Source organism: Microbacterium sp. dk485 (genome assembly GCF_004570445.1).
GTDB classification, from domain to species: Bacteria; Actinomycetota; Actinomycetes; order Actinomycetales; family Microbacteriaceae; genus Microbacterium; species Microbacterium wangchenii.
Genome location: NZ_SPQW01000001.1, coordinates 140,988 through 163,522, shown reverse-complemented (window position 1 = coordinate 163,522; position 22,535 = coordinate 140,988). Strand labels below are relative to the sequence as shown.

Annotated in this window: 23 protein-coding genes; 19 read left to right on the top strand and 4 right to left on the bottom strand. The window is 72.0% G+C overall.

What is annotated here, in order from left to right; all coding sequences use genetic code 11:
* Nucleotides 1-40: 40 nt before the first annotated feature.
* Complete coding sequence (locus E4V99_RS00785; RefSeq protein WP_135116053.1) at nucleotides 41-481, top strand: helix-turn-helix transcriptional regulator; 441 nt, start codon at nucleotides 41-43, stop codon at nucleotides 479-481.
* Between the two features lie 10 nt (nucleotides 482-491).
* Nucleotides 492-902, top strand: a complete 411-nt coding sequence (locus tag E4V99_RS00780; RefSeq protein WP_135064656.1) for a VOC family protein — start codon at nucleotides 492-494, stop codon at nucleotides 900-902.
* A gap of 6 nt (nucleotides 903-908) precedes the next feature.
* On the opposite strand, the gene E4V99_RS00775 is transcribed toward E4V99_RS00780, so the two are convergent.
* The gene (locus E4V99_RS00775; RefSeq protein WP_240742831.1) at nucleotides 909-1,736 is read right to left on the bottom strand and encodes an SGNH/GDSL hydrolase family protein; all 828 of its coding nucleotides are present in this window, start codon (nucleotides 1,734-1,736) and stop codon (nucleotides 909-911) included.
* A gap of 88 nt (nucleotides 1,737-1,824) precedes the next feature.
* On the opposite strand from E4V99_RS00775, the gene E4V99_RS00770 reads away from it, so the two are divergent.
* The 9 genes from E4V99_RS00770 to prfA all read left to right on the top strand — a co-directional run bounded on the left by E4V99_RS00770 (nucleotide 1,825) and on the right by prfA (nucleotide 13,574).
* The gene (locus E4V99_RS00770; protein ID WP_135064659.1) at nucleotides 1,825-2,628 is read left to right on the top strand and encodes a transglutaminase family protein; all 804 of its coding nucleotides are present in this window, start codon (nucleotides 1,825-1,827) and stop codon (nucleotides 2,626-2,628) included.
* 209 nt (nucleotides 2,629-2,837) lie between these two features.
* Nucleotides 2,838-4,505 carry an arginine--tRNA ligase gene (argS, locus tag E4V99_RS00765; protein WP_135064662.1) on the top strand — a complete coding sequence of 556 codons (1,668 nt, stop codon included), beginning with the start codon at nucleotides 2,838-2,840 and terminating at the stop codon, nucleotides 4,503-4,505.
* Between the two features lie 2 nt (nucleotides 4,506-4,507).
* Nucleotides 4,508-5,314 (top strand): DUF2993 domain-containing protein, encoded by an 807-nt coding sequence (locus tag E4V99_RS00760; protein ID WP_240742832.1) that lies wholly within the window; start codon nucleotides 4,508-4,510, stop codon nucleotides 5,312-5,314.
* Between the two features lie 173 nt (nucleotides 5,315-5,487).
* Nucleotides 5,488-6,855 (top strand): diaminopimelate decarboxylase, encoded by a 1,368-nt coding sequence (gene lysA, locus E4V99_RS00755; RefSeq protein WP_135070975.1) that lies wholly within the window; start codon nucleotides 5,488-5,490, stop codon nucleotides 6,853-6,855.
* A complete protein-coding gene (locus tag E4V99_RS00750; protein ID WP_135064665.1) occupies nucleotides 6,852-8,216 on the top strand; it encodes a homoserine dehydrogenase in 1,365 nt (454 codons plus the stop codon). Before lysA ends, E4V99_RS00750 begins: the two co-directional genes overlap by 4 nt.
* A 1-nt stretch (nucleotide 8,217) precedes the next feature.
* A complete protein-coding gene (thrC, locus tag E4V99_RS00745) occupies nucleotides 8,218-9,300 on the top strand; it encodes a threonine synthase (protein WP_135064668.1) in 1,083 nt (360 codons plus the stop codon).
* Nucleotides 9,297-10,226 (top strand): homoserine kinase, encoded by a 930-nt coding sequence (thrB, locus tag E4V99_RS00740; RefSeq protein WP_135116052.1) that lies wholly within the window; start codon nucleotides 9,297-9,299, stop codon nucleotides 10,224-10,226. Before thrC ends, thrB begins: the two co-directional genes overlap by 4 nt.
* Before the next feature lie 158 nt (nucleotides 10,227-10,384).
* Complete coding sequence (rho, locus tag E4V99_RS00735) at nucleotides 10,385-12,472, top strand: transcription termination factor Rho (protein ID WP_135116051.1); 2,088 nt, start codon at nucleotides 10,385-10,387, stop codon at nucleotides 12,470-12,472.
* 22 nt (nucleotides 12,473-12,494) lie between these two features.
* Nucleotides 12,495-13,574: a peptide chain release factor 1 gene (gene prfA, locus E4V99_RS00730; RefSeq protein WP_135117185.1), complete on the top strand. Its 1,080-nt coding sequence runs from the start codon at nucleotides 12,495-12,497 to the stop codon at nucleotides 13,572-13,574.
* Nucleotides 13,575-13,584: 10 nt separating this feature from the next.
* Here the strand turns inward: prfA and E4V99_RS00725 are convergent, their stop codons facing one another.
* The 3 genes from E4V99_RS00725 to cysK are packed head-to-tail and all read right to left on the bottom strand — an operon-like array spanning nucleotide 13,585 to nucleotide 16,535.
* Entirely contained in the window at nucleotides 13,585-14,982 is a 1,398-nt protein-coding gene (locus E4V99_RS00725) for an amidase (protein WP_135116050.1), read from the bottom strand.
* A 44-nt stretch (nucleotides 14,983-15,026) separates the two neighbouring features.
* The gene (epsC, locus tag E4V99_RS00720) at nucleotides 15,027-15,596 is read right to left on the bottom strand and encodes a serine O-acetyltransferase EpsC (RefSeq protein WP_135064680.1); all 570 of its coding nucleotides are present in this window, start codon (nucleotides 15,594-15,596) and stop codon (nucleotides 15,027-15,029) included.
* Entirely contained in the window at nucleotides 15,597-16,535 is a 939-nt protein-coding gene (cysK, locus tag E4V99_RS00715) for a cysteine synthase A (protein WP_135064683.1), read from the bottom strand. It abuts the gene before it with no gap.
* A gap of 109 nt (nucleotides 16,536-16,644) precedes the next feature.
* Here cysK and prmC point away from each other — a divergent pair, with 109 nt between their 5' ends.
* The 8 genes from prmC (at nucleotide 16,645) to E4V99_RS00675 (ending at nucleotide 22,501) form a co-directional block, all read left to right on the top strand.
* A complete protein-coding gene (prmC, locus tag E4V99_RS00710) occupies nucleotides 16,645-17,520 on the top strand; it encodes a peptide chain release factor N(5)-glutamine methyltransferase (RefSeq protein ID WP_135064686.1) in 876 nt (291 codons plus the stop codon).
* 59 nt (nucleotides 17,521-17,579) lie between these two features.
* A complete protein-coding gene (locus E4V99_RS00705; protein ID WP_135064689.1) occupies nucleotides 17,580-18,269 on the top strand; it encodes an L-threonylcarbamoyladenylate synthase in 690 nt (229 codons plus the stop codon).
* Nucleotides 18,266-19,420 carry an MraY family glycosyltransferase gene (locus E4V99_RS00700; RefSeq protein WP_135064692.1) on the top strand — a complete coding sequence of 385 codons (1,155 nt, stop codon included), beginning with the start codon at nucleotides 18,266-18,268 and terminating at the stop codon, nucleotides 19,418-19,420. The genes E4V99_RS00705 and E4V99_RS00700 overlap by 4 nt, the downstream gene beginning before the upstream one ends.
* Nucleotides 19,417-19,887 (top strand): hypothetical protein, encoded by a 471-nt coding sequence (locus tag E4V99_RS00695; RefSeq protein WP_135064695.1) that lies wholly within the window; start codon nucleotides 19,417-19,419, stop codon nucleotides 19,885-19,887. The genes E4V99_RS00700 and E4V99_RS00695 overlap by 4 nt, the downstream gene beginning before the upstream one ends.
* 150 nt (nucleotides 19,888-20,037) lie before the next feature.
* A complete protein-coding gene (atpB, locus tag E4V99_RS00690) occupies nucleotides 20,038-20,826 on the top strand; it encodes a F0F1 ATP synthase subunit A (RefSeq protein WP_167747849.1) in 789 nt (262 codons plus the stop codon).
* 46 nt (nucleotides 20,827-20,872) lie between these two features.
* Nucleotides 20,873-21,109 (top strand): ATP synthase F0 subunit C, encoded by a 237-nt coding sequence (gene atpE, locus E4V99_RS00685; protein ID WP_135064700.1) that lies wholly within the window; start codon nucleotides 20,873-20,875, stop codon nucleotides 21,107-21,109.
* A gap of 28 nt (nucleotides 21,110-21,137) precedes the next feature.
* Complete coding sequence (locus tag E4V99_RS00680) at nucleotides 21,138-21,710, top strand: F0F1 ATP synthase subunit B (RefSeq protein WP_135064703.1); 573 nt, start codon at nucleotides 21,138-21,140, stop codon at nucleotides 21,708-21,710.
* A complete protein-coding gene (locus tag E4V99_RS00675) occupies nucleotides 21,710-22,501 on the top strand; it encodes a F0F1 ATP synthase subunit delta (RefSeq protein ID WP_135064706.1) in 792 nt (263 codons plus the stop codon). The genes E4V99_RS00680 and E4V99_RS00675 overlap by 1 nt, the downstream gene beginning before the upstream one ends.
* The last annotated feature ends 34 nt before the right edge of the window (nucleotides 22,502-22,535 follow it).

Here is a 22,535-nt window from a genome sequence, read left to right as displayed (position 1 = left end):
CGCCTCGCGCGTCGCGCCCCGCTCTGGCACCATCGGTGTCATGAGCGTCGCCCTCTCTCACGAGCGGGTGCGTGACCTCGCGCTCCTGCGGCGCGTGCGCGACCGCATCGACCGGGAGTACGCGCAGCCGCTGAGCGTGGAGTCCCTCGCCCGCGACGTGCACATGTCGGCGGGCCACCTGAGTCGCGAGTTCCGCGCGGCGTTCGGCGAGTCGCCGTACGCGTACCTCATGACCCGCCGCATCGAGCGGGCGATGGCGCTCCTGCGCCGCGGAGACCTCAGCGTCACCGACGTGTGCTTCGCGGTGGGGTGCTCCTCTCTCGGCTCCTTCAGCACGCGTTTCAGCGAACTGGTCGGCATGCCGCCGAGCGTCTACCGTGAGAGCGCGGCGGAGGCCACGGCAGGCATGCCGGCGTGCACCGCCAAGCAGGCCACGCGACCGGTCAGGAATAGAGAAGCGTCCGGGGCCGCGTCGACCTAGCGTGAGGCGCATGGACATCACCATCCACTCCTCGTTCCTTCCGCACACCGATCCCGACGCCTCCCTGGCGTTCTACCGCGACGTCCTGGGCTTCGAGGTCCGCGGCGACGTGGGCTACGGCGGGATGCGGTGGATCACCGTCGGGCCGGCCGACCAGCCCGACACCGCCATCGTCCTGCAGCCACCCACTGCCGCGCCCGGACTCACCGAGGAGGAGCAGCGGCTCCTGCTGGAGCTGGTCGCCAAGGGCAGCTATTTCGGGGTCAACCTGGCCACGCCCGACGTGGACGCGGCCTTCGCCGCACTCGAGCAGGCCGGCGCGGAGGTCGTGCAGGAGCCCACGGATCAGCCGTACGGCCTGCGCGACTGCGCGTTCCGCGATCCCGCCGGGAACATGATCCGGATGCAGCAGTCCGGCTGAGGCGCGTCAGCGACCGACCGGCTCCAGCACGCCGTCCGAGGTGGAATCCACCGGAGCATCGGCGACGACGTCGGCCGGGGTGGACATCGCCGTCACAGCGCTCGCCACGCGCTCGGCAAGATACGCATGCCCGGCCGTCGAGGGGTGATCCCGGCCGATGTCGCCGGTGTCGATGACCGACAGGTAGTTGGCCGGGGTGATCCACTCCTCGGTGATGGGGGAGATGTACCACCAGCCGCGCGCGGCGGCGAGGGCGGCCAGGTCCGCGTCGATCCGGGCGGTTGCCGTCTCCACGGGCAGCACCTGCGGTGCCGGCCCGAGGATCACGATCGCGGCGTCCGGGAACCGCGCGGCCAGCGCGTCCCAGCCGGCCGAGACGGCATCCCGGTACCCGTCGGCGGGGAGGCGGCGGTCGTTGATCGACCCCTGCACGATCACGAGGTCGGGAGCCGACGCCGGGTCGAGGGCCGCGATCCGCTCGCCGAACGATCCGCCGTCCCATCCGGGCTTGAGGTAGCCGCTGCCGCGCACGCCGTCCACGACGGTGTCCCAGCCCAGAGTGCGTCCCAGCACGTATGCGTAACCGAGCGTAGGGTCGGATGCGGCCGAGCCGTAGGTCCACGAATCCCCGAAGATCAGGACGCGCGGATCCTCCGGCAGCGCGAGGGCTGCGGGTGCCACCACGGACGCGGCATCCGCACCGGCCGACACCGCCGGGCCGGTGGGCGCCCACGGGCGCCAGGCCGCCAGCGCGCACAGTGCGGCCACCGCGACCGCGAGGACGGCCAGCGGCCACCGGGGGCGGCGCGGGCGGCGCGGGGCGGGGGTGCTCACGCGCAGAGCCTAAGCCATCCCGGCGCCCCGGCGGGCAGCGATTCCCACGCCGTGATGCCGGTGGCTGCGCGCGTGCGAGGATTGCTCGGTGCTGCGCCTGATGACCGCCGAACTCGACCTCGATCTGAGGGCGCCGGTGGACCTGATCTTCCAGATCGCCGTCGCCCGCGGGGGCGCCGGGCTGACCGAGCACCTCGCCTTCACGCAGGGCGACCGGGAGTACACCGCCGCCGAACTGGTGGATGGTGCGGGCAGCCGTCTGCATCGCTTTCCCGCCGACGCCGGCCTCCTGAAAGTGCGGTACTCCGCGACGGTGGCCGGGCGTGCCGCGTCCAGCGGCGGCGATGCACTGGAGACCATCACGTACCTGCGGCCGAGCCGGTACTGCCAGTCCGACGAGCTGTTCGCGCAGGCGCGCCGGCAGTTCCGCGGACTGGAGGGGGCCGCGCTCGTGGCGGCGGTGTCCTCCTTCGTCTCGGCGTCGGTCACCTACACCCCCGGGCTCAGTCTCGGCACCGACAGCGCCGTCACGACGCTGCAGACAGGGCAGGGGGTGTGCCGCGACTATGCGCACGCCGTGATCGCCCTGCTGCGGGCGATGGACGTTCCCGCTCGATATGCCGCCTGCTACGCGCCGGGGCTGGAGCCGATGGACTTCCACGCCGTCGCGGAGGCGTTCGTGGACGGCGGCTGGTACGCCGTGGACGCGACCCGCCTGGCCGACCGCCGGTCGCTCGTGCGCATCGCCACCGGCCGGGATGCGGCCGACTGCGCCTTCCTCAGCTACCACGGCGGGAACGTCGTCCTCGAGCGGATGAGCGTCACGGCCGAGGCATCCGACCACGCAGCCACCGAGCCGGACGACCACCTCGCCCTCGTGTCGATCGCCTGACGCGCGCCGGGGCATTCTTGAAGAACTCTTGCGCTGGTCTTGCGCTGGCGTTGCGGGTGCACTGACAGCCTGTGGTCATCGGTCCTCGTGATCGAGGGGGGAAATGAGCGGTCCGCCGTCGGGGGACCGGCGGACCGCTCGCTCCGCCCCCGCGGCCCGGTCCTGCTCTCGGTGGCCTCACGGCGCCGCGACCCTAGGATGAGATGGCTATGGATCCTGATGCCCTCTCCGCCGCCCTGCTCGCCGTCCTGACGCCCATCGCGGAGGCGCGACGCGAAGGATCCAGCGCCGGCCTGACCGCCGCCGACCTGCCCCTGGAGCGGCCGAAGAACCGCGACCACGGGGACTGGGCCTCCAACGCCGCCCTCAAGCTCGCCAAGAAGACCGGCGCCAACCCGAGGGAACTGGCGGCCGAGGTCGCCGATGCCCTCACCGCCGTCGAGGGCATCGCGAGCGTCGAGGTGGCCGGTCCCGGTTTCATCAACATCCGCCTGGAAGCGGCAGCCGCCGGCGCGCTGGCCAAGACGATCGTCGAGGCCGGCGCGGCTTTCGGCAGCAACGACTCCCAGCGCGGGAACACCATCAACCTCGAGTTCGTCAGCGCGAACCCGACCGGGCCCCTGCACATCGGCCACACCCGGTGGGCTGCCCTCGGCGACGCGATCGCACGCCTTCTGCTGGCCAGCGGCGCGACGCTCGTGCGCGAGTTCTACATCAACGACGCCGGCGCGCAGATGGACCGGTTCGGAGCATCCGTGCTGGCCGCGGCGGTGGGTGCGCCCACGCCGGAGGACGGGTATGCCGGCGCCTACATCGACGAGCTCGGCCGCCGGGTGCTCGCCGCGCGGCCCGACCTCGCCGAACTCCCCGCCGAGGAGCAGCTGATCCTCGCGCGCGACCTCGCCTACCGGTTCCAGCTCGGGGAGATCCAGGCCTCGCTGGAAGCGTTCAACGTGCACTTCGACGTGTGGTTCTCCGAGCGGGAGCTCCACGCCGCGCCCGAGGACGGCGGCCCGAGCCTCGTCGACGAGGCGGTGGACCGCCTGCGCGAGCAGGGGCACGTGTTCGACCAGGACGGCGCGGTGTGGGTGCGCACGACCGACTTCGGCGACGACAAGGACCGCGTCATCCGCCGCGCCAACGGGGTGTACACCTACTTCGCCGCCGACGCGGCGTACTACCTCAACAAGGGCGACCGCGGCTTCGCGCACAAGATCTACCTCCTGGGAGCCGACCACCACGGCTACGTGCACCGCCTCAAGGCGCTCGCCGGCGCCGCCGGTGACGACCCCGACGCCGACATCGAGGTGCTGATCGGCCAGCTCGTCTCGATCAACGGCGCACGCCTGTCCAAGCGCGCCGGCAACATCATCGAGCTCGACGACCTCCGCGAATGGCTGGGCACCGACGCCCTGCGGTATTCGCTGGGACGCTACCCGGCGGACTCGCCCCTCACGCTGGACCCGGAGATCCTGCAGAAGCGGACCAACGACAACCCGGTCTTCTACGTGCAGTACGCGCACGCCCGCACGCACAACGTCGCACGCAACGCCGCCGACTCCGGCGTCGACCGCTCGGAGTTCGCGCCGGAGCTGCTCGTGCACGAGACGGAGTCGGCGCTGCTGGGCGCGCTGCAGGAGTTCCCGCGTACCGTCGCCTTCGCGGCCGAGGTGCGCGAGCCGCACCGCGTGGCCCGCTACCTCGAGGAACTCGCCGGGCTGTACCACCGCTGGTACGACAACTGCCGCGTCATCCCCCTCGGCGACCAGCCGGTGGAGGCGGTGCACCGCACGCGCCTGTGGCTCAACGACGCCACCGGTCAGGTGCTGCGCAACGGGCTCGACCTGCTCGGCGTCAGCGCGCCCGAGCGGATGTGACGATGAGCGACCCGGCGCCGTTCCTGCCCTTCCCGGTGGAAGAGCAGGGCCCCCGGCGCCGGTCGCGCAGGTGGCCGTGGATCGTCACGCTCGGAGTCGTCCTGGCCCTGGTCGCGGCGGCGGCCGTCGGCGCCGAGGCGCTGGCCCGTGGTGCCGTGCAGGCCGGCGTGCGACAGGTCATCGTGATGCAGCTGGACCTGCCCGCCGACCAGGAGGTCGACGTCGAGGTGGACGGCCTCGTGCTGCCGCAGCTGCTGTCGGGCCGGCTGGATCGGATCGCCGTCGCCTCCGACGACGTGGCACTGGGCCCCGTCGCCGGCGACGTGCGCGTCGCGCTCACCGACGTGCCGCTGTCGGCCGACGCCGCCGCCGGGCCCGGGACGGCCACCGTGCGCCTGGACGAGGACCAGCTCCGGGCGCTGCTGGCAACGATCGACGGTTTCCCTGCCGACACCCTCGGCATCGCCGCCCCCGACCTCACGATCGGCACCGAGCTGTCGGTGCTCGGCGCCTCCTTCCCGATCGGCGTCGCCCTGCAGCCCGGCGCGGCCGAGGGCGATCTCACGCTGACCCCGACGCGATTCACTCTCGGGGAGACGGAGGTGGACGCCGATGCCCTCCGCGCGCGGTTCGGCGGGCTGGCCGACGCGGTGCTGCGCACGTGGGATGTCTGCATCGCCGAGCATCTGCCCGCCGCCCTCACCCTCACGTCGGTGCAGGTCGACCGCGACACGCTCGTGGCGGGCTTCGACATCGACGGCGCCGTCGTGATCGATCCCGATCTGAGGGCGTCCGGCTCCTGCTCCTGACCCTCGCGCGGGGCGCCGCGGGCGTCCCGCTAGACTGCAAGCACTGCCCGGTGTGATCGTCTCCGCCGCGGCACCCGCTGCCTCCCGCGGCCGACCGCGCCGCCGCATCCACCCGATTGGTCCTGCCCGTGTCCGCCTCGCACTCCGTCCCGCCGGTGCCCGATCGGCTGCGCATGCCGGCCGACGCCAACGACCTGAGCCCGGCGATCTGGCCCGCCTCCGCGCGTCGGGACGACGAGGGTGCGCTGCACATCGGCGGGGTCTCCGCGCGTGAGCTGGCCGCCACCTACGGCACGCCGCTGTACGTCATGGACGAGTCGGAAGTGCGCGCGCACGCCCGTCGCGCGCTGGCCGCGTTCGGGAATGCCACAGCGGCGCACGGCGGCCGCGCGCGCGTCTATTACGCCGGCAAGGCGCTGCTGACCACGGATGTGGTGCGGTGGGTGACCGAGGAGGGCCTGCGCGTGGACGTCTGCAGCGCAGGCGAGCTCGAAGTCGCGCTGGCTGCCGGGGCCGAGCCCGCCCTGCTGGGCTTCCACGGGAACAACAAGTCCCCGGCCGCGCTCGAGCGCGCCGTCGAGGTCGGCGTGGGGACGGTCATCGTCGACAGCGACATCGAGATCGAGCGGCTCTCAGCCATCGCCGAGCGCCACGACGCCGTGCAGCCGGTGCTCGTCCGGGTGCGCACCGGCGTGCACGCCGAGACCCACGCGTTCCTGGCCACCGCCCACGAAGACCAGAAGTTCGGGTTCGCCCTCGACGACGTCCGCGCGGCCGTCGCCCGCATCCGGGAGCTGCCGGGCCTGCAGTTCGCGGGGCTGCACGCGCACATCGGATCGCAGATCTTCGACGCCGCCGGCTTCGTCGCCTCCGCCGCACGTCTGGTCGAGCTGCACGCCGAGCTCCTGGAGCGCGGCGACATCCCGCTCCTCAACCTCGGGGGCGGCTTCGGCATCGCCTACACCTCCGCGGACGACCCCCGTCCCCTCGAAGAGGTCGCCGCCGGCATCGTCGGCGCCGTGGCCGACGAGTGCGCGGTGCGCGGCATCCCCCTGCCCGAGCTCGCCTTCGAGCCGGGCCGCGCGATCGTGGGACAGGCGGGGGTCACGCTGTACGAAGTCGGCACCGTCAAGCCGGTGCAGGTGACCGCGGACCTCGAGCGCCTCTACGTCAGCGTCGACGGGGGGATGAGTGACAACGCCCGTCCCGCCCTCTACGGCGCGCAGTACTCCGCGCGCCTGGCCTCCCGCGCCGGCGACGCCGAGCCGGCGCTCGTGCGCGTCGTCGGTTCCCACTGCGAGTCCGGCGACATCGTCGTGGACGCCGAGTACCTGCCGGGCGATGTGACGCCGGGCGACCTGCTGGCCGTGCCGGCGACCGGCGCGTACTGCTTCTCGCTGGCCAGCACTTACAACTACACGCCGCGTCTGCCGGTCGTCGCCGTGCGCGACGGCCGGGCGCGCGTGCTCGTCCGGCGGGAGACCGTCGCCGACCTCCTCGCCCGCGACACGGGCGCGGGGCCGAATGAAGGGAACGCATGACCGACTACCGCCGTCTGCGCGTGGCTCTCCTGGGAGCCGGCGCCGTGGGCTCGCAGGTCGCGGCTCTGCTGCTGCGCCACGCCGACGAACTCGCCGACCGTGCCGGGGCCTCGCTGGAACTGGTCGGGATCGCCGTGCGCGACCTCGACGCCCCCCGCGATGCGGACCTGCCCCGCGAGCTGCTGACGACCGACCCCGAGCCGCTGCTGGTGGGCTCGGACATCGTGATCGAGCTCATGGGCGGCATCGAGCCGGCGCGCACGAGCCTGCTGCAGGCGATCAACGCCGGCGCCGACGTCGTCACGGCCAACAAGGCGCTGCTGGCCACCCACGGCCCGGAGATCTTCGACGCCGCCGATCAGGTCGGGGCGCAGGTCTACTACGAAGCCGCCGCCGCCGGCGCGATCCCCATCATCCGCCCCCTCCGCGACTCGCTCGCCGGCGACCGGGTGCAGCGCATCATGGGCATCGTCAACGGCACGACGAACTACATCCTGGACCGCATGGATACCGAGGGTGCCGAGTTCGGCGACGTGCTCGCTCAGGCTCAGGCCCTCGGGTTCGCCGAAGCGGACCCGACGGCGGACGTCGAGGGCTACGACGCCGCGCAGAAGGCCGCGATCCTGGCCAGCCTCGCCTTCCACACCACCGTGCCGCTGGACAAGGTGCACCGCGAGGGCATCACCGCGATCGACAAGAACATGATCGACGCCGCCCGTCACGCCGGCTACGTCATCAAGCTCCTCGCCGTGTGCGAGCGCCTCCCCGGCGAGGAGGGATCCGGCGAATCGATCTCGGTGCGCGTGTACCCCGCTCTCGTGGATCGTGCGCACCCGCTCGCGAGCGTCCATGGTGCCAACAACGCCGTGTTCGTGCAGGCCGAGGCCGCCGGCGACCTGATGTTCTACGGTGCCGGCGCCGGGGGAGTGCAGACGGCCTCCGCGGTCCTGGGGGATGTCGTCTCGGCGGCCCGCCGCCACATCGCGGGGGGCAAGGGCGTGGGCGAATCCACGCGCGCCAACCTCCCGGTCGCCCCGATCGGGCACGTCACGACGCGGTACCAGATCACGCTGGAGGTGGACGACCGCCCCGGCGTGCTCGCCACCGTCGCGGGGATCCTCAGCGACGGGCACGTGTCGATCGCGACCGTCGAGCAGACCGTCATCGAGGCGGCGCCCGCGTCGCCGGTTGCGCTCGCAGATGCCCCCGCGGATGCATCCGCCCCCGCGATCCCGATGGCGCGACTGGTCATCGGCACCCACCGAGCACGCGAACAGCACCTGAGCGAAACCGTCGCGCGACTTGCCGAGAGCGACGTCGTCGAACGCGTCGTCTCGGTGCTGCGCGTGGAAGGAGACTGACATGGCACACGTCTGGCGCGGAGTCCTCCGCGAATACGCCGATCGGCTGGGTGTCACCGACGCCTCGACGGTCGTCACCCTCGGCGAGGGCGGCACGCCCCTGCTGCCCGCGCCCGCACTCTCGCGTCGCACCGGCGCGGACGTGTGGGTGAAGTACGAGGGAATGAACCCCACCGGGTCGTTCAAGGACCGCGGCATGACCGTGGCGCTCTCCCGCGCCGTCGAGCACGGTGCCAAGGCCGTCATCTGCGCCTCCACGGGCAACACGTCCGCCTCCGCCGCCGCGTACGCCGCGCACGCCGGGATCACCGCGGCCGTGCTCGTGCCCGAGGGCAAGATCGCGATGGGGAAGCTGAGCCAGGCCGTGGCCCACAACGGCCGCCTCATCCAGGTGCGCGGCAACTTCGACGACTGCCTCGAGATCGCCCGGGAGCTCGCCGATCATTACCCCGTGCACCTGGTGAACTCCGTCAACCCCGACCGCATCGACGGGCAGAAATCCGCTGCCTACGAGGTCGTGGAGACCCTCGGGGATGCGCCCGACTTCCACTTCATCCCCGTCGGCAACGCCGGCAACTACACCGCGTACTCCCGCGGCTACCGCGAGGAGGCCGAGCGCGGTGTCGCCACGCGCGTGCCCCGCATGTTCGGCTTCCAGGCCGCCGGCAGCGCGCCGCTCGTGCGCGGCGAGATCGTCCGCGCCCCCGAGACCGTCGCCAGCGCCATCCGCATCGGCAACCCCGCGTCGTGGGAGCTGGCCCTGGAGGCGCGGGACGCGACGAACGGGTACTTCGGCGCCATCGAGGACGACCGCATCCTGGCCGCCCAGAAGCTGCTGGCCGCCGAGGTGGGCATCTTCGTCGAGCCGGCCTCGGCCATCAGCGTCGCCGGGCTCCTCGACCGTGCAGAGGCCGGCATCGTCCCGCCCGGGGCGCGGGTCGTGCTGACGGTGACCGGACACGGCCTGAAGGACCCGCAGTGGGCGCTGCGCAACGCCGACGGCAGCACCGTCGAGCCCACCGTCGTGGACGCGGCCACCAGCGAGGTCGCCGCGGTCCTCGACCTCGTCCCGGCGTCGGCATGAGCGAAGGGCGTCGGGTGCTGGTGCGGGTCCCCGCCACCAGCGCCAACCTGGGCCCCGGGTTCGACACCCTCGGCCTCGCCCTGAGCGTCTACGACGAACTGGTCGTCACAGAGCGGGGCGAGGACGGCCTCGAGATCGAGGTCACGGGGGAGGGCGCGGCGGACGTGCCGCGGGACGATTCCCACCTCGTCGTGCGCGCGATGGCGCACGCCTACGCGTCGTTCGGGCGGGCGCTTCCGGGCGTGCACCTCCAATCGCGCAACGTCATCCCGCACGGACGGGGCATGGGGTCATCCGGGGCGGCCGTCGTCTCGGGCCTCCTCGCGGCCAAGGGACTCCTCGCCGGCGATGTCGAGATCGGACCCGACGCGCTGCTGCGCCTGGCCACCGAGCTGGAGGGGCATCCCGACAACGTCGCGCCCGCCCTCTTCGGCGGCCTCACGATCGCGTGGATGGATGAGACCGGACCGCAGCACAAGCAGCTGATCGTCCACCGCGGCGTCGCGCCGCTCGTGCTCGTGCCGGAGTTCACGATGTCGACCAAGGTCGCCCGCAGCCTCCAGCCGCTGCAGGTGCCCCGTGAGGATGCGGTGTTCAACGTGTCGCGCTCGGCGCTGCTCATCGCCGCCCTCACGCAGAGCCCCGAGCTGCTCATGGCCGCCACGGAGGACAAGCTGCATCAGAGCTATCGCGCGCAGGCGATGCCGGAGACCGACCGGCTCGTGCGCGCGCTGCGTGCCGAGGGCTTCGCCGCGGTCGTCTCCGGTGCCGGGCCCAGCGTGCTCGTGCTCGCCGACGGACCCGGCCGCCGCCTGGAGGCGGCGGAGCTCGCCGCATCCCTCGTCGACACCCCGTGGGAGGCGCTCATGCTCGCCGTGGACGTCAGGGGTGGTACAGTGAAGGAGTACTCGGAGGGTTCCACGTAACCACGTGACTCTGGCCTCCGGCGCAAATCTGCGAACCACCACCGCACGCACCCGCAACCCGAATCGGCCATTCCGGCCAGCGAATCGCGCGGAGCATCGACGCCTGTCTCTTCCGGCGTCGGCTGCGGCCTGATCATCCGTTTCACAAGGGAGTACTCGTGGAGTCCATCTCCGAGATCCAGGGTGTCGACGCGTCTTCGAACGACGCGGCGAACACCGAAGACACCGTCTCCGCTGCGGCCGAGACCTTCGACACCGCCGCGCAGCCCGCTGCCGCGGAGGCTGCCGGCCAGCACGCGCCGGCCGAGGAGGTCGCCGCCGACGCGGTGGACGCCACTCCGGTCGACGAGGCGCCCGCCGCCGTCGCGGAGACCGCGCCCGCTGAGGCGGCGCCCGCCGCTGAGGCCGCGCCCGCCGAGGAGGCGGCGGCGGCCGAGAAGCCCGCGAAGGCCCCGCGCAAGCGCGCGCCGCGCCGTGCCAAGAGCACCGACGTCCCCGCCGAGGCGCCCGCCGCAGAGACAGCACCCGCCGACGCGGCCGAGGCACCCGCCGCCGAGGCACCCGCCGCCGAGCCGGTCGCCGAAGCGCCCGCCGCCGCCGAAGCTCCCGCTCCTACCACCGACGCACCGGCTCCCGAGGCGTCCTCCGCTCCGGCGGAGGCTCCGGTCGCCGAGGGCACGCGCGCCAGGGGCGGACGCCGTCGCGCGTCTGCCGAGCCGGCGGCGGAGTCCGCCGAGCCGGCAGCCGAGCCGCAGGCCGCTGCCGACACCGCGCAGCCCACCGCCGAGGCGGGGTCGAACGACGACTCCGGCGAGGAGGGCTCGTCGTCCGGGCGCAACCGGAACCGCAACCGCAACCGCAACCGCAACCGCGGGGGCGGCGGCGAGGGCGACAAGCAGCCCGAGAAGCAGCAGAACGAGCGTCAGCAGCCCGAGCGCCCGCAGCCGGAGAAGCAGCAGCCGGCGGACGACGCCGATCAGCAGGGCGGCGGCCGCAACCGTCAGCGCAACAAGCGCCGCGGCGGTCAGACCCCCACCGACGAGTTCGACACCGAGATCACCGAGGACGACGTCCTCATCCCGATCGCCGGCATCCTCGACGTGCTCGACAACTACGCGTTCGTGCGCACCACCGGTTACCTGCCGGGGCCGAGCGACGTCTACGTCTCGCTCGGACAGGTCAAGAAGTACAACCTGCGCAAGGGCGACGCCGTCGTCGGCGCCATCAAGCAACCGCGCGAGGGCGAGCAGTCCGGCCGGCAGAAGTACAACGCGCTGGTCAAGGTCGACGCGATCAACGGCCTGTCGATCGAGGACGCCGCCACCCGCGTGGAGTTCGGCAACCTGACGCCGCTGTACCCGCAGGACCGCCTCCGCCTGGAGACGGCCCCGGAGAAGCTGACGCAGCGCATCATCGACCTGGTCGCCCCGATCGGCAAGGGTCAGCGCGGCCTCATCGTCGCCCCGCCCAAGGCCGGCAAGACGATCGTCCTGCAGCAGATCGCCAACGCCATCGCGCAGAACAACCCCGAGGTCCACCTCATGGTGGTCCTCGTCGACGAGCGTCCGGAGGAGGTCACCGACATGCAGCGCACCGTGCGCGGCGAGGTCGTGGCATCCACCTTCGACCGCCCGGCCGAAGACCACACCACGGTCGCCGAACTCGCGATCGAGCGCGCCAAGCGCCTGGTCGAGCTCGGCCGCGACGTCGTCGTACTGCTGGACTCGATCACGCGCCTGGGCCGTGCCTACAACATCTCGGCGCCGACCTCGGGCCGTGTGCTCACCGGTGGCGTGGACGCATCCGCGCTCTACCCGCCCAAGCGCTTCTTCGGTGCTGCGCGCAACATCGAGAACGGCGGATCGCTCACGATCCTGGCGACGGCGCTCGTGGAGACCGGGTCCAAGATGGACGACGTCATCTTCGAGGAGTTCAAGGGCACCGGCAACAGCGAGCTGCGCCTGAGCCGCCAGCTGGCCGACAAGCGCATCTTCCCCGCGGTGGATGTCAACGCCTCCAGCACGCGGCGCGAGGAGATGCTCCTCTCGCCCGATGAGGTCAAGATCACGTGGAAGCTGCGCCGCGCCCTCGCGGGCCTGGACACCCAGCAGGCGTTGGAGGTCGTCCTCGGCAAGTTGAAGGAGACGCAGTCCAACGTCGAGTTCCTCGTGCAGATGCAGAAGTCGATCCCGGCTCCCGCGCACGGTGCGGGCGGCGCGCACGGGCACGACAACAGCATCCGCTGACCTGGACGTGTCCGAGACCGGCATGTTCGCCTCGGTCGAGGCGCTGATCGACGAGCACCGCGCGGTGCAGGAGGAGCTCTCCGACCCCGCGGTGCACGCCGATGCCGCCCGCGCGAAGCGGGTGAACCGGCGGTATGCCGAGCTCTCCCGCATCGTGAAGGCGCACGAGGACTGGCTCGCCGCATCCGAAGACCTGGCGGCGGCGCGCGAGCTCGCCCGTGAGGACGCCGCGTTCGCCGAGGAGGTGCCGGCCCTGGAGACGCGTGCCGCGGAGACGCACGAGCGCCTCCGCCGCCTGCTGATCCCGCGCGACCCCGACGACGCGCGCGATGTCATCATGGAGATCAAGGCGGGGGAGGGCGGCGCCGAATCGGCGCTGTTCGCCGCCGACCTGCTGCGCATGTACCTGCAGTACGCCGCATCCAAGGGCTGGAAGACCGAGCTGCTCGAGCGCAACGAATCCGACCTTGGCGGCTACAAGGACGTGCAGGTCGCGATCAAGGGATCCTCGACCGATCCCGCCCAGGGCGTGTGGGCGCACCTGAAGTACGAAGGCGGCGTGCACCGCGTGCAGCGAGTGCCGGCGACCGAGTCGCAGGGGCGCATCCACACCTCCACGACCGGGGTGCTGGTCTTCCCCGAGGTCGACGAGCCCGAAGAGATCCAGATCGACCCGAACGACCTGAAGATCGACGTCTTCCGCTCGTCCGGTCCCGGCGGTCAATCGGTCAACACGACCGACTCCGCCGTGCGGATCACGCACGTCCCCACCGGCATCGTCGTGTCGATGCAGAACGAGAAGTCGCAGCTGCAGAACCGCGAAGCGGGCATGCGCGTGCTGCGCGCCCGGCTGCTCGCGAAGCAGCAGGAGGAGCAGGATGCCGCGGCATCCGACGCCCGCAAGTCGCAGATCCGCGGCATGGACCGCTCCGAGCGCATCCGCACCTACAACTTCCCCGAGAACCGCATCGCCGACCACCGCACCGGCTACAAGGCGTACAACCTCGACCAGGTCATGGACGGCGCCCTCGAGCCGGTGATCGCCTCCCTCATCGCCACCGACGAGGAAGAGCGCCTGGCCGCACTCGCCGGCGACGCCTGACCGACCCCGCTCAGCCGGACGGCGGATGCGGCAGGGGCCCGCGGTGCCGCTCCAGCTGCGCCGCGAGCGACAGCAGCGCCGCCTCCCCGCCGGGCCGTCCGACCAGCTGCACCGACACGGGGTGTCCGGCGGCATCGGCGGTCACCGGCACGGTGAGGGCCGGCAGCCCCGCGACGTTGACGAAGCTCGAGTAGGGCGCGTACTCCACCTGCAGCGCGAACGTGCGCTCGGGGTCGTGCCCCCCGTACCAGCCCACCGGGCGCGGCGATTGCGCGAGAGCCGGCATGAGCACGGCGTCGAACGGCGCGAACGCCTCGATCGTCTCGCGCTCGAACACGCGGGCGGCCGAGAGGCCCCCCAGGACATCGGATGCGGTCAGCCCGCGTCCCTCGCGCACGAGCCACGCCGTGAGCGGCTCGACGACGGCCAGGTCCGCCTCCGTCAGGGGGATCCGCGCGGCACTCGCGCGCCACAGGACGCGGAAGAGCGCCGCGTACCCCCGCGGGCGCCACTGCGCGTCGTCGACGGCGTGCCCGTCGCCCGCGAGCCACCCGGCGGCGGTGCGCACGGCGGCTCCGGCCTGGTCGTCGAGCACGATGCGCTCGTCCGCGTCCCACGGCGACACCGTCGTCACGCCGATGCGCGTCCGAGCCGGCTCACGGCGGGCCGCCGCCAGGAACGGGCCCGACCCCGGCGCGGCGGTGGCGTAGCGGAAGGGCGCGAGGTCGACGAGGGCGTCCAGGAGGAACGCCGCGTCCTCGGCGGTGCGGGCCACCGGGCCCGTGACGGCGAGGCCGTCCGGCGCGTCGAACCCGGAGCCCAGCGGCAGCCGCCCCCGCGAGGGCTTGAGCCCCACGACGCCCACGGTGGCCGCGGGGATGCGGATCGACCCGCCGCCGTCGGAGGCGACCGCGACCGGCAGCATCCGCGCCGCCACCGCGACGGCGGCCCCGCCGCTGGAGCCGCCCGCGCCGTGCGCGGGGTTCCACGGGTCGCGCGCCGGGGGAGCGGTGCGCGGCTCGGTGTAGCCGGTGAGCCCGAACTCGCTCGTGGCCGTCTTGCCGAGATTCACCACCCCCGCAGCGTCGAGCGCTTCGGCGAGCGGGTCGGATGCGGTGGGCACGAAGCCGACCCGCGAGCGCGACCCGTACCGCGTGGGTACGCCCGCACGGGCGACGAGATCCTTGTCGGCGTGCGGGAGGCCCCACAGCGCCCCGGCCGGCGACGCGGCATCGAGTGCGCGGGCGCGCTGCAGCGCGGCATCCGCGGTGACCTCGGCGAACGCGCCCAGCTCGGCGTGCGCGGCGATGCGCGCGAGGTAATGCGCGGCGACCTCGGCGGCGGAGACCTCGCGCCGGCGCAGCATCCCCGCCAGCTCGACGGCCGACAGCTCGTGCAACGCGCTCATCCTCCCGAGCGTAGCCACCTCGCCCCCCGCTCCGGACGGCGCGGCTAGATGGAGTACTCGGGGGCGGCGAGGACGGCCCGGGTGTCCTCGCCGGCGCGGCGCGCGCGCGGCTTGGCGGGAACGCCGACGAGCACGGAGTCGGCCGGGGCATCCTTGGTCACGACCGCGTTGGCTCCGACGACGGTGCGGTCGCCGATCGTGATGGGGCCGAGGATCTTCGCGCCGGCGCCGACGGCCACGCCGTCACCGAGGGTGGGATGGCGCTTGCCGCCCTCGCGCTGACGCCCGCCGAGGGTCACGCCGTGGTAGATCAGGACGTCATCGCCCACCTCGGCGGTCTCACCGATCACCACGCCCATCCCGTGATCGATGAACAGGCGCCGTCCGATGACGGCACCGGGGTGGATCTCCACCCCGGTGAGCCAGCGGGTCAGCTGCGACAGCAGCCGCGCGGGGAAGCGGAAGCCGCGGCGCCACAGCCGGTGGCTGACGCGGTGCGCCCATACGGCGTGCAGCCCCGAGTACAGCAGGACCAGCTCGAGGGTGCCGCGGGCGGCGGGGTCGCGGAGCTTGGCCGCGGCGATGTCTTCGCGCAGGCGCGAGAGGGGTCCCACTCAGTCCTCGCGCAGGTGCTCGTACAGAGCGGTGGAGAGGTAGCGCTCACCGAAGGACGGGATGATCACGACGATGTTCTTGCCCGCCGCCTCTGGCCGCTTGGCGATCTCCAGGGCCGCCCAGATGGCCGCTCCGCTGGACATGCCCACGAGGATGCCGTCCTTGGTCGCGGTGTCGCGGGCCAGGCGGATGGCGTCGTCGAACTCGACGTCGATGACCTCGTCGATCACGTCGCGGTCCAAGATGGCGGGGACGAAGTTCGGCCCGATGCCCTGGATCTTGTGCGGGCCGGGGTGGCCCTTGGTCAGCACGGGGGAGTCGGAGGGCTCGACGGCGACGACCTTCACGCCCGGGACGCGTTCCTTGAGCACCTGGCCGACGCCGGTGATGGTGCCGCCCGTGCCGATGCCGGCGACGAAGTAGTCGACCTTGCCGTCGGTGTCGCGGAGGATCTCCTCGGCGGTGGTCTTGCGGTGCACCTCGGGGTTCGCCTCGTTCTCGAACTGGCGCGCCCACACCGCACCGGGCGTCTCCGACACGATGCGCTTGGCCTCGTCCACCGCATACGACATGCCCTTGGTCGGGTCGGTCAGCACGACCTCCGCGCCGAACGCCTTCAGCAGCGCGCGCCGCTCCTTCGACATGGATGCCGGCATCGTGAGGATCACGCGGTAGCCGCGCGCCGCGCCGACCATCGCGAGGGCGATGCCGGTGTTACCGCTCGTGGACTCCACGATCGTGCCGCCGGGCTTCAGCTCGCCGGAGGCCTCCGCGGCATCCACGATCGCGATCCCCAGGCGGTCCTTGACGCTGCCGGCGGGGTTGTAGAACTCCAGCTTGGCGAGGATGTTCGCGTCCACCCCCTCGGCGACGCGGTTCAGGCGCACGAGCGGGGTGTCGCCGAACGCGGACGTGATGTCGGGGTGGATGCCGGGCATGGCGGGCCTTTCGCCGTCGGACGGTGTGGGTCCCAGCCTACCGAGGGCCGCCTGGGCGTCGCGCGAGTATGACGCGCCCGGGTGCGCGGGTCGTAGGGTGGACAGAGCCATGCCCGCACCCGCCGCCGCGTCCGTCGCCGCCCTCGTCCGAGACGCCGCCGCGCGCCTCGCCGCCGCCGGGGTCCCCGATCCCGACGTGGACGCCGAGCTGCTCGCCGCGCACGTGCTGGGTGCCGGCCGGGGAGCGGTGCAGGCCGCCGCCATCCGCGGGGACGGCATGGATGCGGCGGCCGCTGCCGCACTGGAGGAGCTCGTGCAGCGCCGGTGCGCGCGCGTGCCGCTGCAGCACCTGACCGGGCGCGCCCCGTTCCGGCACCTCGAGCTGGCGGTGGGGCCGGGAGTGTTCGTGCCGCGGCCGGAGACGGAGATGGTCGCGCAGCTGGCCATCGACGCCCTGGTCGCCGCCGCCGTGCCCGAGCCGGTCGCGGTGGACCTCGGCACCGGCAGCGGGGCGATCGCCCTGGCGATGGCCACCGAGGTGCCGCACGCGCGCGTGTTCGCGGCGGAGAAGTCCGCCGACGCGTTCGTGTGGGCGAAGGAGAACGCGCGGCGGGTGGGAGCGGCCAACCTCACGGTCGTGTGCGCGGATCTGGCCGACGCGTTCGGCGAGCTCGACGGCACGGTGTCGGTCGTGGCGTCCAACCCCCCGTACGTGCCCGACGACGCGATCCCGCGCGATCCCGAGGTGCGCCGGTACGACCCGCCCGCAGCGCTGTACGGCGGCCCGGACGGGCTCGACGTCGTGCGTGTGCTCAGCCGCGTGGGGCTGCGGCTGGCGCATTCGGGTGGGGTTCTCGTGATCGAGCACGGCGAATGGCAGGGCGCGGCGATCCGGGAGCTGCTGACGGCGGACGGATGGCGCGCCGCGGCGACCCACCCCGACCTCACGATGCGCGACCGGGCCACCACAGCGCTGCGCCCATGAGCCGACCAGGTGGCGGCTCTCGCGGGAGTCGCAGGCGCCGCACGTAGACTGGGCGGGACATGTCACCCGTTTACGACTGCCGTGACGAGGCCCAGCTGCTCTCCGGCATGCGACACTCACGCCAGACGCTGAGTCGCGGCGAGCTGGTCGTGCTGCCCACCGACACCGTTTACGGCATCGCCGCAGACGCCTTCAACGCGCGCGCGGTCGCGGGCCTGCTGGCCGCGAAGGGCCGCGGGCGGCAGCAGCCGCCGCCCGTGCTGGTGGCCGGGGTGAGCACGCTCCGCGCTCTCGTGGCCGACCTCCCCGAGCCGGTCGAGCGCCTCGTGGAGACCTTCTGGCCCGGTGGCCTCACGATCGTCCTGCCGTCGCAGCCGTCGCTGTCGTGGGATCTGGGGGAGACCCGGGGCACGGTCGCGGTGCGGATGCCCGCGCACCGCATCGCCCTGGAGCTGCTGGAGGAGACCGGGCCGCTGGCCGTCTCCAGCGCCAACCGCACCGGGGCGCCGGCGGCGGTCACGATCGACGAGGCGCGCGACATGCTGGGGGAGTCGGTCGGGGTGTACCTCGACGACGGGCCGAGCCACACCGGCATCGCCTCGACCATCGTGGATGCCACGCGCCTGGTGGGCGGCGACGAGCCGCTCGTGCGCGTGCTGCGCGAAGGCGCCGTGCCGCGGGAGCGGCTGCGTGAGGTGCTGGGTGACCTGCTCGAGCCGGACGAGGACGAATCCGGCGGTGCCGGGTGAAGCAGTACCTCCTGCTGGTGCTGTTCACCGCGGTGGTCACCTTCGTCCTGACGTGGGCGGTGTGGCGCCTGAGTCTGCGGTTCAAGCTGTATCCCGGCATCCGCGAGCGCGACGTGCACAAGACCCCGACGCCCCGCCTGGGCGGCGTGGCCATGTTCCTGGCGGTGGCCGCGGCCTTCCTGTTCTCCAGCCAGCAGCCGTTCTTCTCCGTCATCTGGGCCAACCCGGGACCCGTCCTCGCTGTGCTGGGGGCGACCCTCGTGATCGTGCTGGTCGGCGTGGCCGACGATCTGTGGGACCTGGACTGGATGATCAAGCTCGGCGCGCAGTTCGTCGCCGCCGGCATCATCACGCTGCTGGGCGGACTGCAGATCCTCTCGCTCCCGATCGGGGGTCTCACGGTCGGGTCGGGGTGGATGAGCTTCACCCTCACGGTGTTCGCGATCGTGGTCGTGATGAACGCCGTGAACTTCATCGACGGGCTCGACGGCCTCGTCGCGGGGGTGTGCCTCATCGCCAACGGCGTCTTCTTCGCGTACTCCTACCTGCTCGTGCGCGACACCGGCGCCAGCACGTACTTCAACCTCGCCTCCTTCCTCGCCGCGGTGCTGATCGGCGCGTGCATCGGATTCCTGCCGTTCAACTGGAACCCCGCCAAGATCTTCATGGGCGACGCCGGCGCGCTCATGCTGGGGCTGCTGATGGCCTCCTCCGCGGTGGCGATCACGGGCCAGATCGACCCGGCCGTCCTCGACCCCGAGCAGCTCGGCCGCTCGCAGCTGCTCGGTGCGTTCATCCCGATCCTGCTCCCGGTGGTCGTGGTGCTCCTGCCGCTGCTGGATTTCGGCCTCGCGATCATCCGCCGCATGCGGGCGGGCAAATCCCCCTTCTCGCCCGACCGCAAGCACCTGCACCACCGCATGCTCGACATGGGCCACTCCGACCGCGATGCCGTGCTGATCTTCTACGCGTGGACGGCGGTCGTGGGATTCGCGTTCCTCCTGATGTACATCGGCACCGACCAGAGCTGGCCGGGTGACTACGCCCTGGGCATCGTGTTCGGTGTCGTCGGGGTCGCCGCGTGCCTGGTCCTCACCTTCCTCCCCTCCCGGCGCCAGACGCGTCCCGCCCCCCTCAAGGAGCCCGCATGACCTCCAGTCCCGTCTCCAGCACGCCGGTGCTGCGCACCGCCTTGACCTGGGGAGGCATCGTCGCGGGGGTCCTGGCCGTCGTCGGCGCCCTCATCGGCTACGCCGTGAGCGGGGGAGACGGGGTCGCCAGCGCGCTGGTGGGCGTGCTCGTGGGCGGGTTCTTCTCCGCGGTGACGGCCGCGAGCATCCTCATCGCCAACCGGTGGTTCGGTGACGACCTGTACGTGCCGATCTTCTTCGGCGTCGTCCTGGGCGGGTGGATCCTCAAGCTCGTCCTGTTCATCATCGCGCTCGTGCTCCTGCGGGATCAGCCGTGGATCGACACCACCGTGTTCTTCCTCGCCCTGGTGGCCAGTGTCCTCGGTTCGCTCGTGGTCGACATGGTCGTCATGATGCGGATGCGGATCCCGCACGCGAGCGACGTCTCGCTGCCCACCGACCCCGACGCGGGAGACCGCACCGACTGAGCGGCATCGGCCGGCCCCGTCATTTGATAGGGTTGACCTGCGCCCGCACGCTCTCAGAGCGCCCTCGGGGTGCTCTCACCGACCATCGTCGCAACGGTCCTCGCCGATGCCCCGAAGCTGGAGCCACCGCTGTTCACTCAAGCTGCGACCCTGATCGCGAATGCCGCGACGTACGGGAACGAGTTCCACCCGCCGTCGATCGCCGACTTCTTCCCGCCGGTGTTCTTCGAGGGGACCCCGTTCGCCTTCACCCGCATCAACCTCGTCCAGATCCTGGCGACGGTCGTGCTGATCACGCTCTTCATCATCGGCACGCGCCGCATGAAGCTCGTTCCCGGGCGCTTCCAGTCCATCGTCGAGATGGGGCTCGACTTCGTCCGGGTCAACATCGCGCACGACCTGCTCGGCCGTAAGGACGGCGACCGGTTCCTGCCGATCCTCAGCACGATCTTCTTCATGGTGCTGTTCATGAACATCACCGGCGTGATCCCGGGCATCAACATCGCCGGAACGAGCGTCATCGCCGTGCCGCTGCTGCTCGCGCTGGTCTCGTACGTGACGTTCATCTACGCGGGTCTGAAGAAGGGCCCGAAGAACTTCTTCAAGAACTCGCTGTTCCCCACGGGCGTGCCGCCGTTCCTGTACATCATCGTCACGCCGCTCGAGCTGCTGTCGACCTTCATCATCCGCCCCGTCACCCTGACGCTGCGACTGCTGATGAACATGATCGTCGGCCACCTCATGCTCGTGCTGTTCTTCTCGGCGACGCAGTTCTTCATCTTCAGCCTCGGCGGGTGGTGGTCGGCTCTCGGAGCCGGCACGCTCGCGTTCGGCTTCGCCTTCACCCTGTTCGAACTCCTGGTGGCCTTCCTCCAGGCGTACGTCTTCACCATCCTCACCGCGGTCTACATCCAGCTCGCGGTCGCGGAAGAGCACTGAGCGGTTCGGCGCACGCCGAACCACCCAACCCCGAAAGGAAATACCCGTGGACGCAACTACGGTTCTCGCCCAGGTCTCCGGTTCCATCGCGACCGTCGGCTACGGCCTCGCCGCCATCGGCCCCGCCATCGGCGTGGGCATCGTCGTCGGCAAGACGATCGAGGGCGTCGCCCGCCAGCCCGAGCTCGCCGGCCGCCTGCAGGTCCTGATGTGGATCGGTATCGCCTTCACCGAGGCGCTCGCCTTCATCGGCATCGCCACCGGCTTCATCTTCGGCTTCTGATCCTCGACTTCCGACGTAAGGAGACAGGATGCTGAACGCTCTTGTCACTCTCGCTGCAGAGGACTCTCACGGCGAAGAGGCGGCGCACAACCCGCTGCTTCCGGCGTACTACGACATCATCTGGTCGGCGGTCTGCTTCGTCGTCATCCTCTTCGTCTTCTGGCGCGTCGTGCTGCCGCGGATGCAGAAGCTGCTCGACGAGCGCGGCGCCGCGATCGAGGGGAACATCGCCAAGGCCGACGAGGCGCAGCGGCAGGCCGAGGTCGCGCTGGAGCAGTACACCGCCCAGCTCGCCGAAGCCCGCAAGGAGGCCGGCGAGATCCGGGAGGCCGCCCGCGAGGACGGCAAGAAGATCGTCGCCGAGGCCCGCGACGCGGCATCGGCCGAGGCCGCGCGCATCACCGCGACCGCGCACACGCAGATCGAGGCCGAGCGCCAGGCGGCGCTGGTGTCGCTGCGCTCGGAGGTCGGTTCGCTCGCGCTCGACCTCGCCGGCAACGTCATCGGTGAGACCCTCTCCGACGACCAGAAGGCGCAGGCGGTCGTGGACCGCTTCCTCGCCGACCTGGAAGCGTCGGAGAACACCAAGGCGGCTCGGTAATGGGCAGTGCGACCACTCAGGCCCTCGAGGCCACGACCGCGGCGCTCAGCGCCGCTGAGGGCGTGGACCTCGAGGTCGCCGGCGAGCTGTTCGCTGCGGCGCGCGCCATCGGCGGGTCGTTGCAGCTGGGTTCCGCGCTGGCCGACTCGTCGGCCTCGCCGGAGTCCCGCGCGAAAGTGATCACCGACGTCTTCGGTGCGTCCTTCCGCCCCGTCACGATTTCGCTGCTGAGCTCGCTGGTCGACCAGCGGTGGTCACGCGCATCGGATCTCGTCGACGGCATCGAGGAGCTCGCCGTCCGCGCGGCGGCGATCGGTGCGACCGGCTCCGACGTCGAGGCGGAGCTGTTCTCCTTCTCGCGCACCGTCGCACAGAACCCCGAACTCGAACTGGCCCTCGGCAGCCGCCTGGGTGACGCCTCCGCCAAGGGGGCGCTCATCACCACGCTGCTGGGGGAGCGCGCCAGCGCAGCCACGACGCTCATCATCTCCTCGCTCGTCCAGCAGCCCCGCGACCGCCGCGTTCGGAGTCTTCTGAACCGCGCGATGCGGCTCGTCGGCGACCAGCGCGGACGCACGGTGGCGACGGTGGTCTCCGCCGCGCCGCTGAGCGACGCACAGCGCACCCGCCTGTCGGGCGCCCTGTCGGCGCGCTACGGATCCGACGTCTCACTGAACGTCGTGATCGACCCGTCGGTGGTGGGCGGCCTGCGCGTGCAGATCGCCGATGACGTCATCGACGCGAGCATCTCCACCCGCCTGGCCGGCCTCCGCCAGCGCCTGGCGGGTTAAACTACAAGGCTTTGCCGTCCGCGAGGACCGCACA

Coding starts and splice junctions, on each gene's coding strand:
- E4V99_RS00675 (WP_135064706.1), top strand. CDS start 21,710: ATGGGCAGTGCGACCACTCAGGCCCTCGAGGCCACGACCGCGGCGCTC.
- E4V99_RS00680 (WP_135064703.1), top strand. CDS start 21,138: ATGCTGAACGCTCTTGTCACTCTCGCTGCAGAGGACTCTCACGGCGAA.
- E4V99_RS00725 (WP_135116050.1), bottom strand. CDS start 14,982: ATGAGCGCGTTGCACGAGCTGTCGGCCGTCGAGCTGGCGGGGATGCTG.
- E4V99_RS00695 (WP_135064695.1), top strand. CDS start 19,417: ATGACCTCCAGTCCCGTCTCCAGCACGCCGGTGCTGCGCACCGCCTTG.
- prfA (WP_135117185.1), top strand. CDS start 12,495: ATGTTCGCCTCGGTCGAGGCGCTGATCGACGAGCACCGCGCGGTGCAG.
- thrB (WP_135116052.1), top strand. CDS start 9,297: ATGAGCGAAGGGCGTCGGGTGCTGGTGCGGGTCCCCGCCACCAGCGCC.
- E4V99_RS00750 (WP_135064665.1), top strand. CDS start 6,852: ATGACCGACTACCGCCGTCTGCGCGTGGCTCTCCTGGGAGCCGGCGCC.
- lysA (WP_135070975.1), top strand. CDS start 5,488: ATGCCGGCCGACGCCAACGACCTGAGCCCGGCGATCTGGCCCGCCTCC.
- E4V99_RS00705 (WP_135064689.1), top strand. CDS start 17,580: ATGTCACCCGTTTACGACTGCCGTGACGAGGCCCAGCTGCTCTCCGGC.
- E4V99_RS00780 (WP_135064656.1), top strand. CDS start 492: ATGGACATCACCATCCACTCCTCGTTCCTTCCGCACACCGATCCCGAC.
- prmC (WP_135064686.1), top strand. CDS start 16,645: ATGCCCGCACCCGCCGCCGCGTCCGTCGCCGCCCTCGTCCGAGACGCC.
- cysK (WP_135064683.1), bottom strand. CDS start 16,535: ATGCCCGGCATCCACCCCGACATCACGTCCGCGTTCGGCGACACCCCG.
- E4V99_RS00760 (WP_240742832.1), top strand. CDS start 4,508: ATGAGCGACCCGGCGCCGTTCCTGCCCTTCCCGGTGGAAGAGCAGGGC.
- thrC (WP_135064668.1), top strand. CDS start 8,218: ATGGCACACGTCTGGCGCGGAGTCCTCCGCGAATACGCCGATCGGCTG.
- argS (WP_135064662.1), top strand. CDS start 2,838: ATGGATCCTGATGCCCTCTCCGCCGCCCTGCTCGCCGTCCTGACGCCC.
- E4V99_RS00785 (WP_135116053.1), top strand. CDS start 41: ATGAGCGTCGCCCTCTCTCACGAGCGGGTGCGTGACCTCGCGCTCCTG.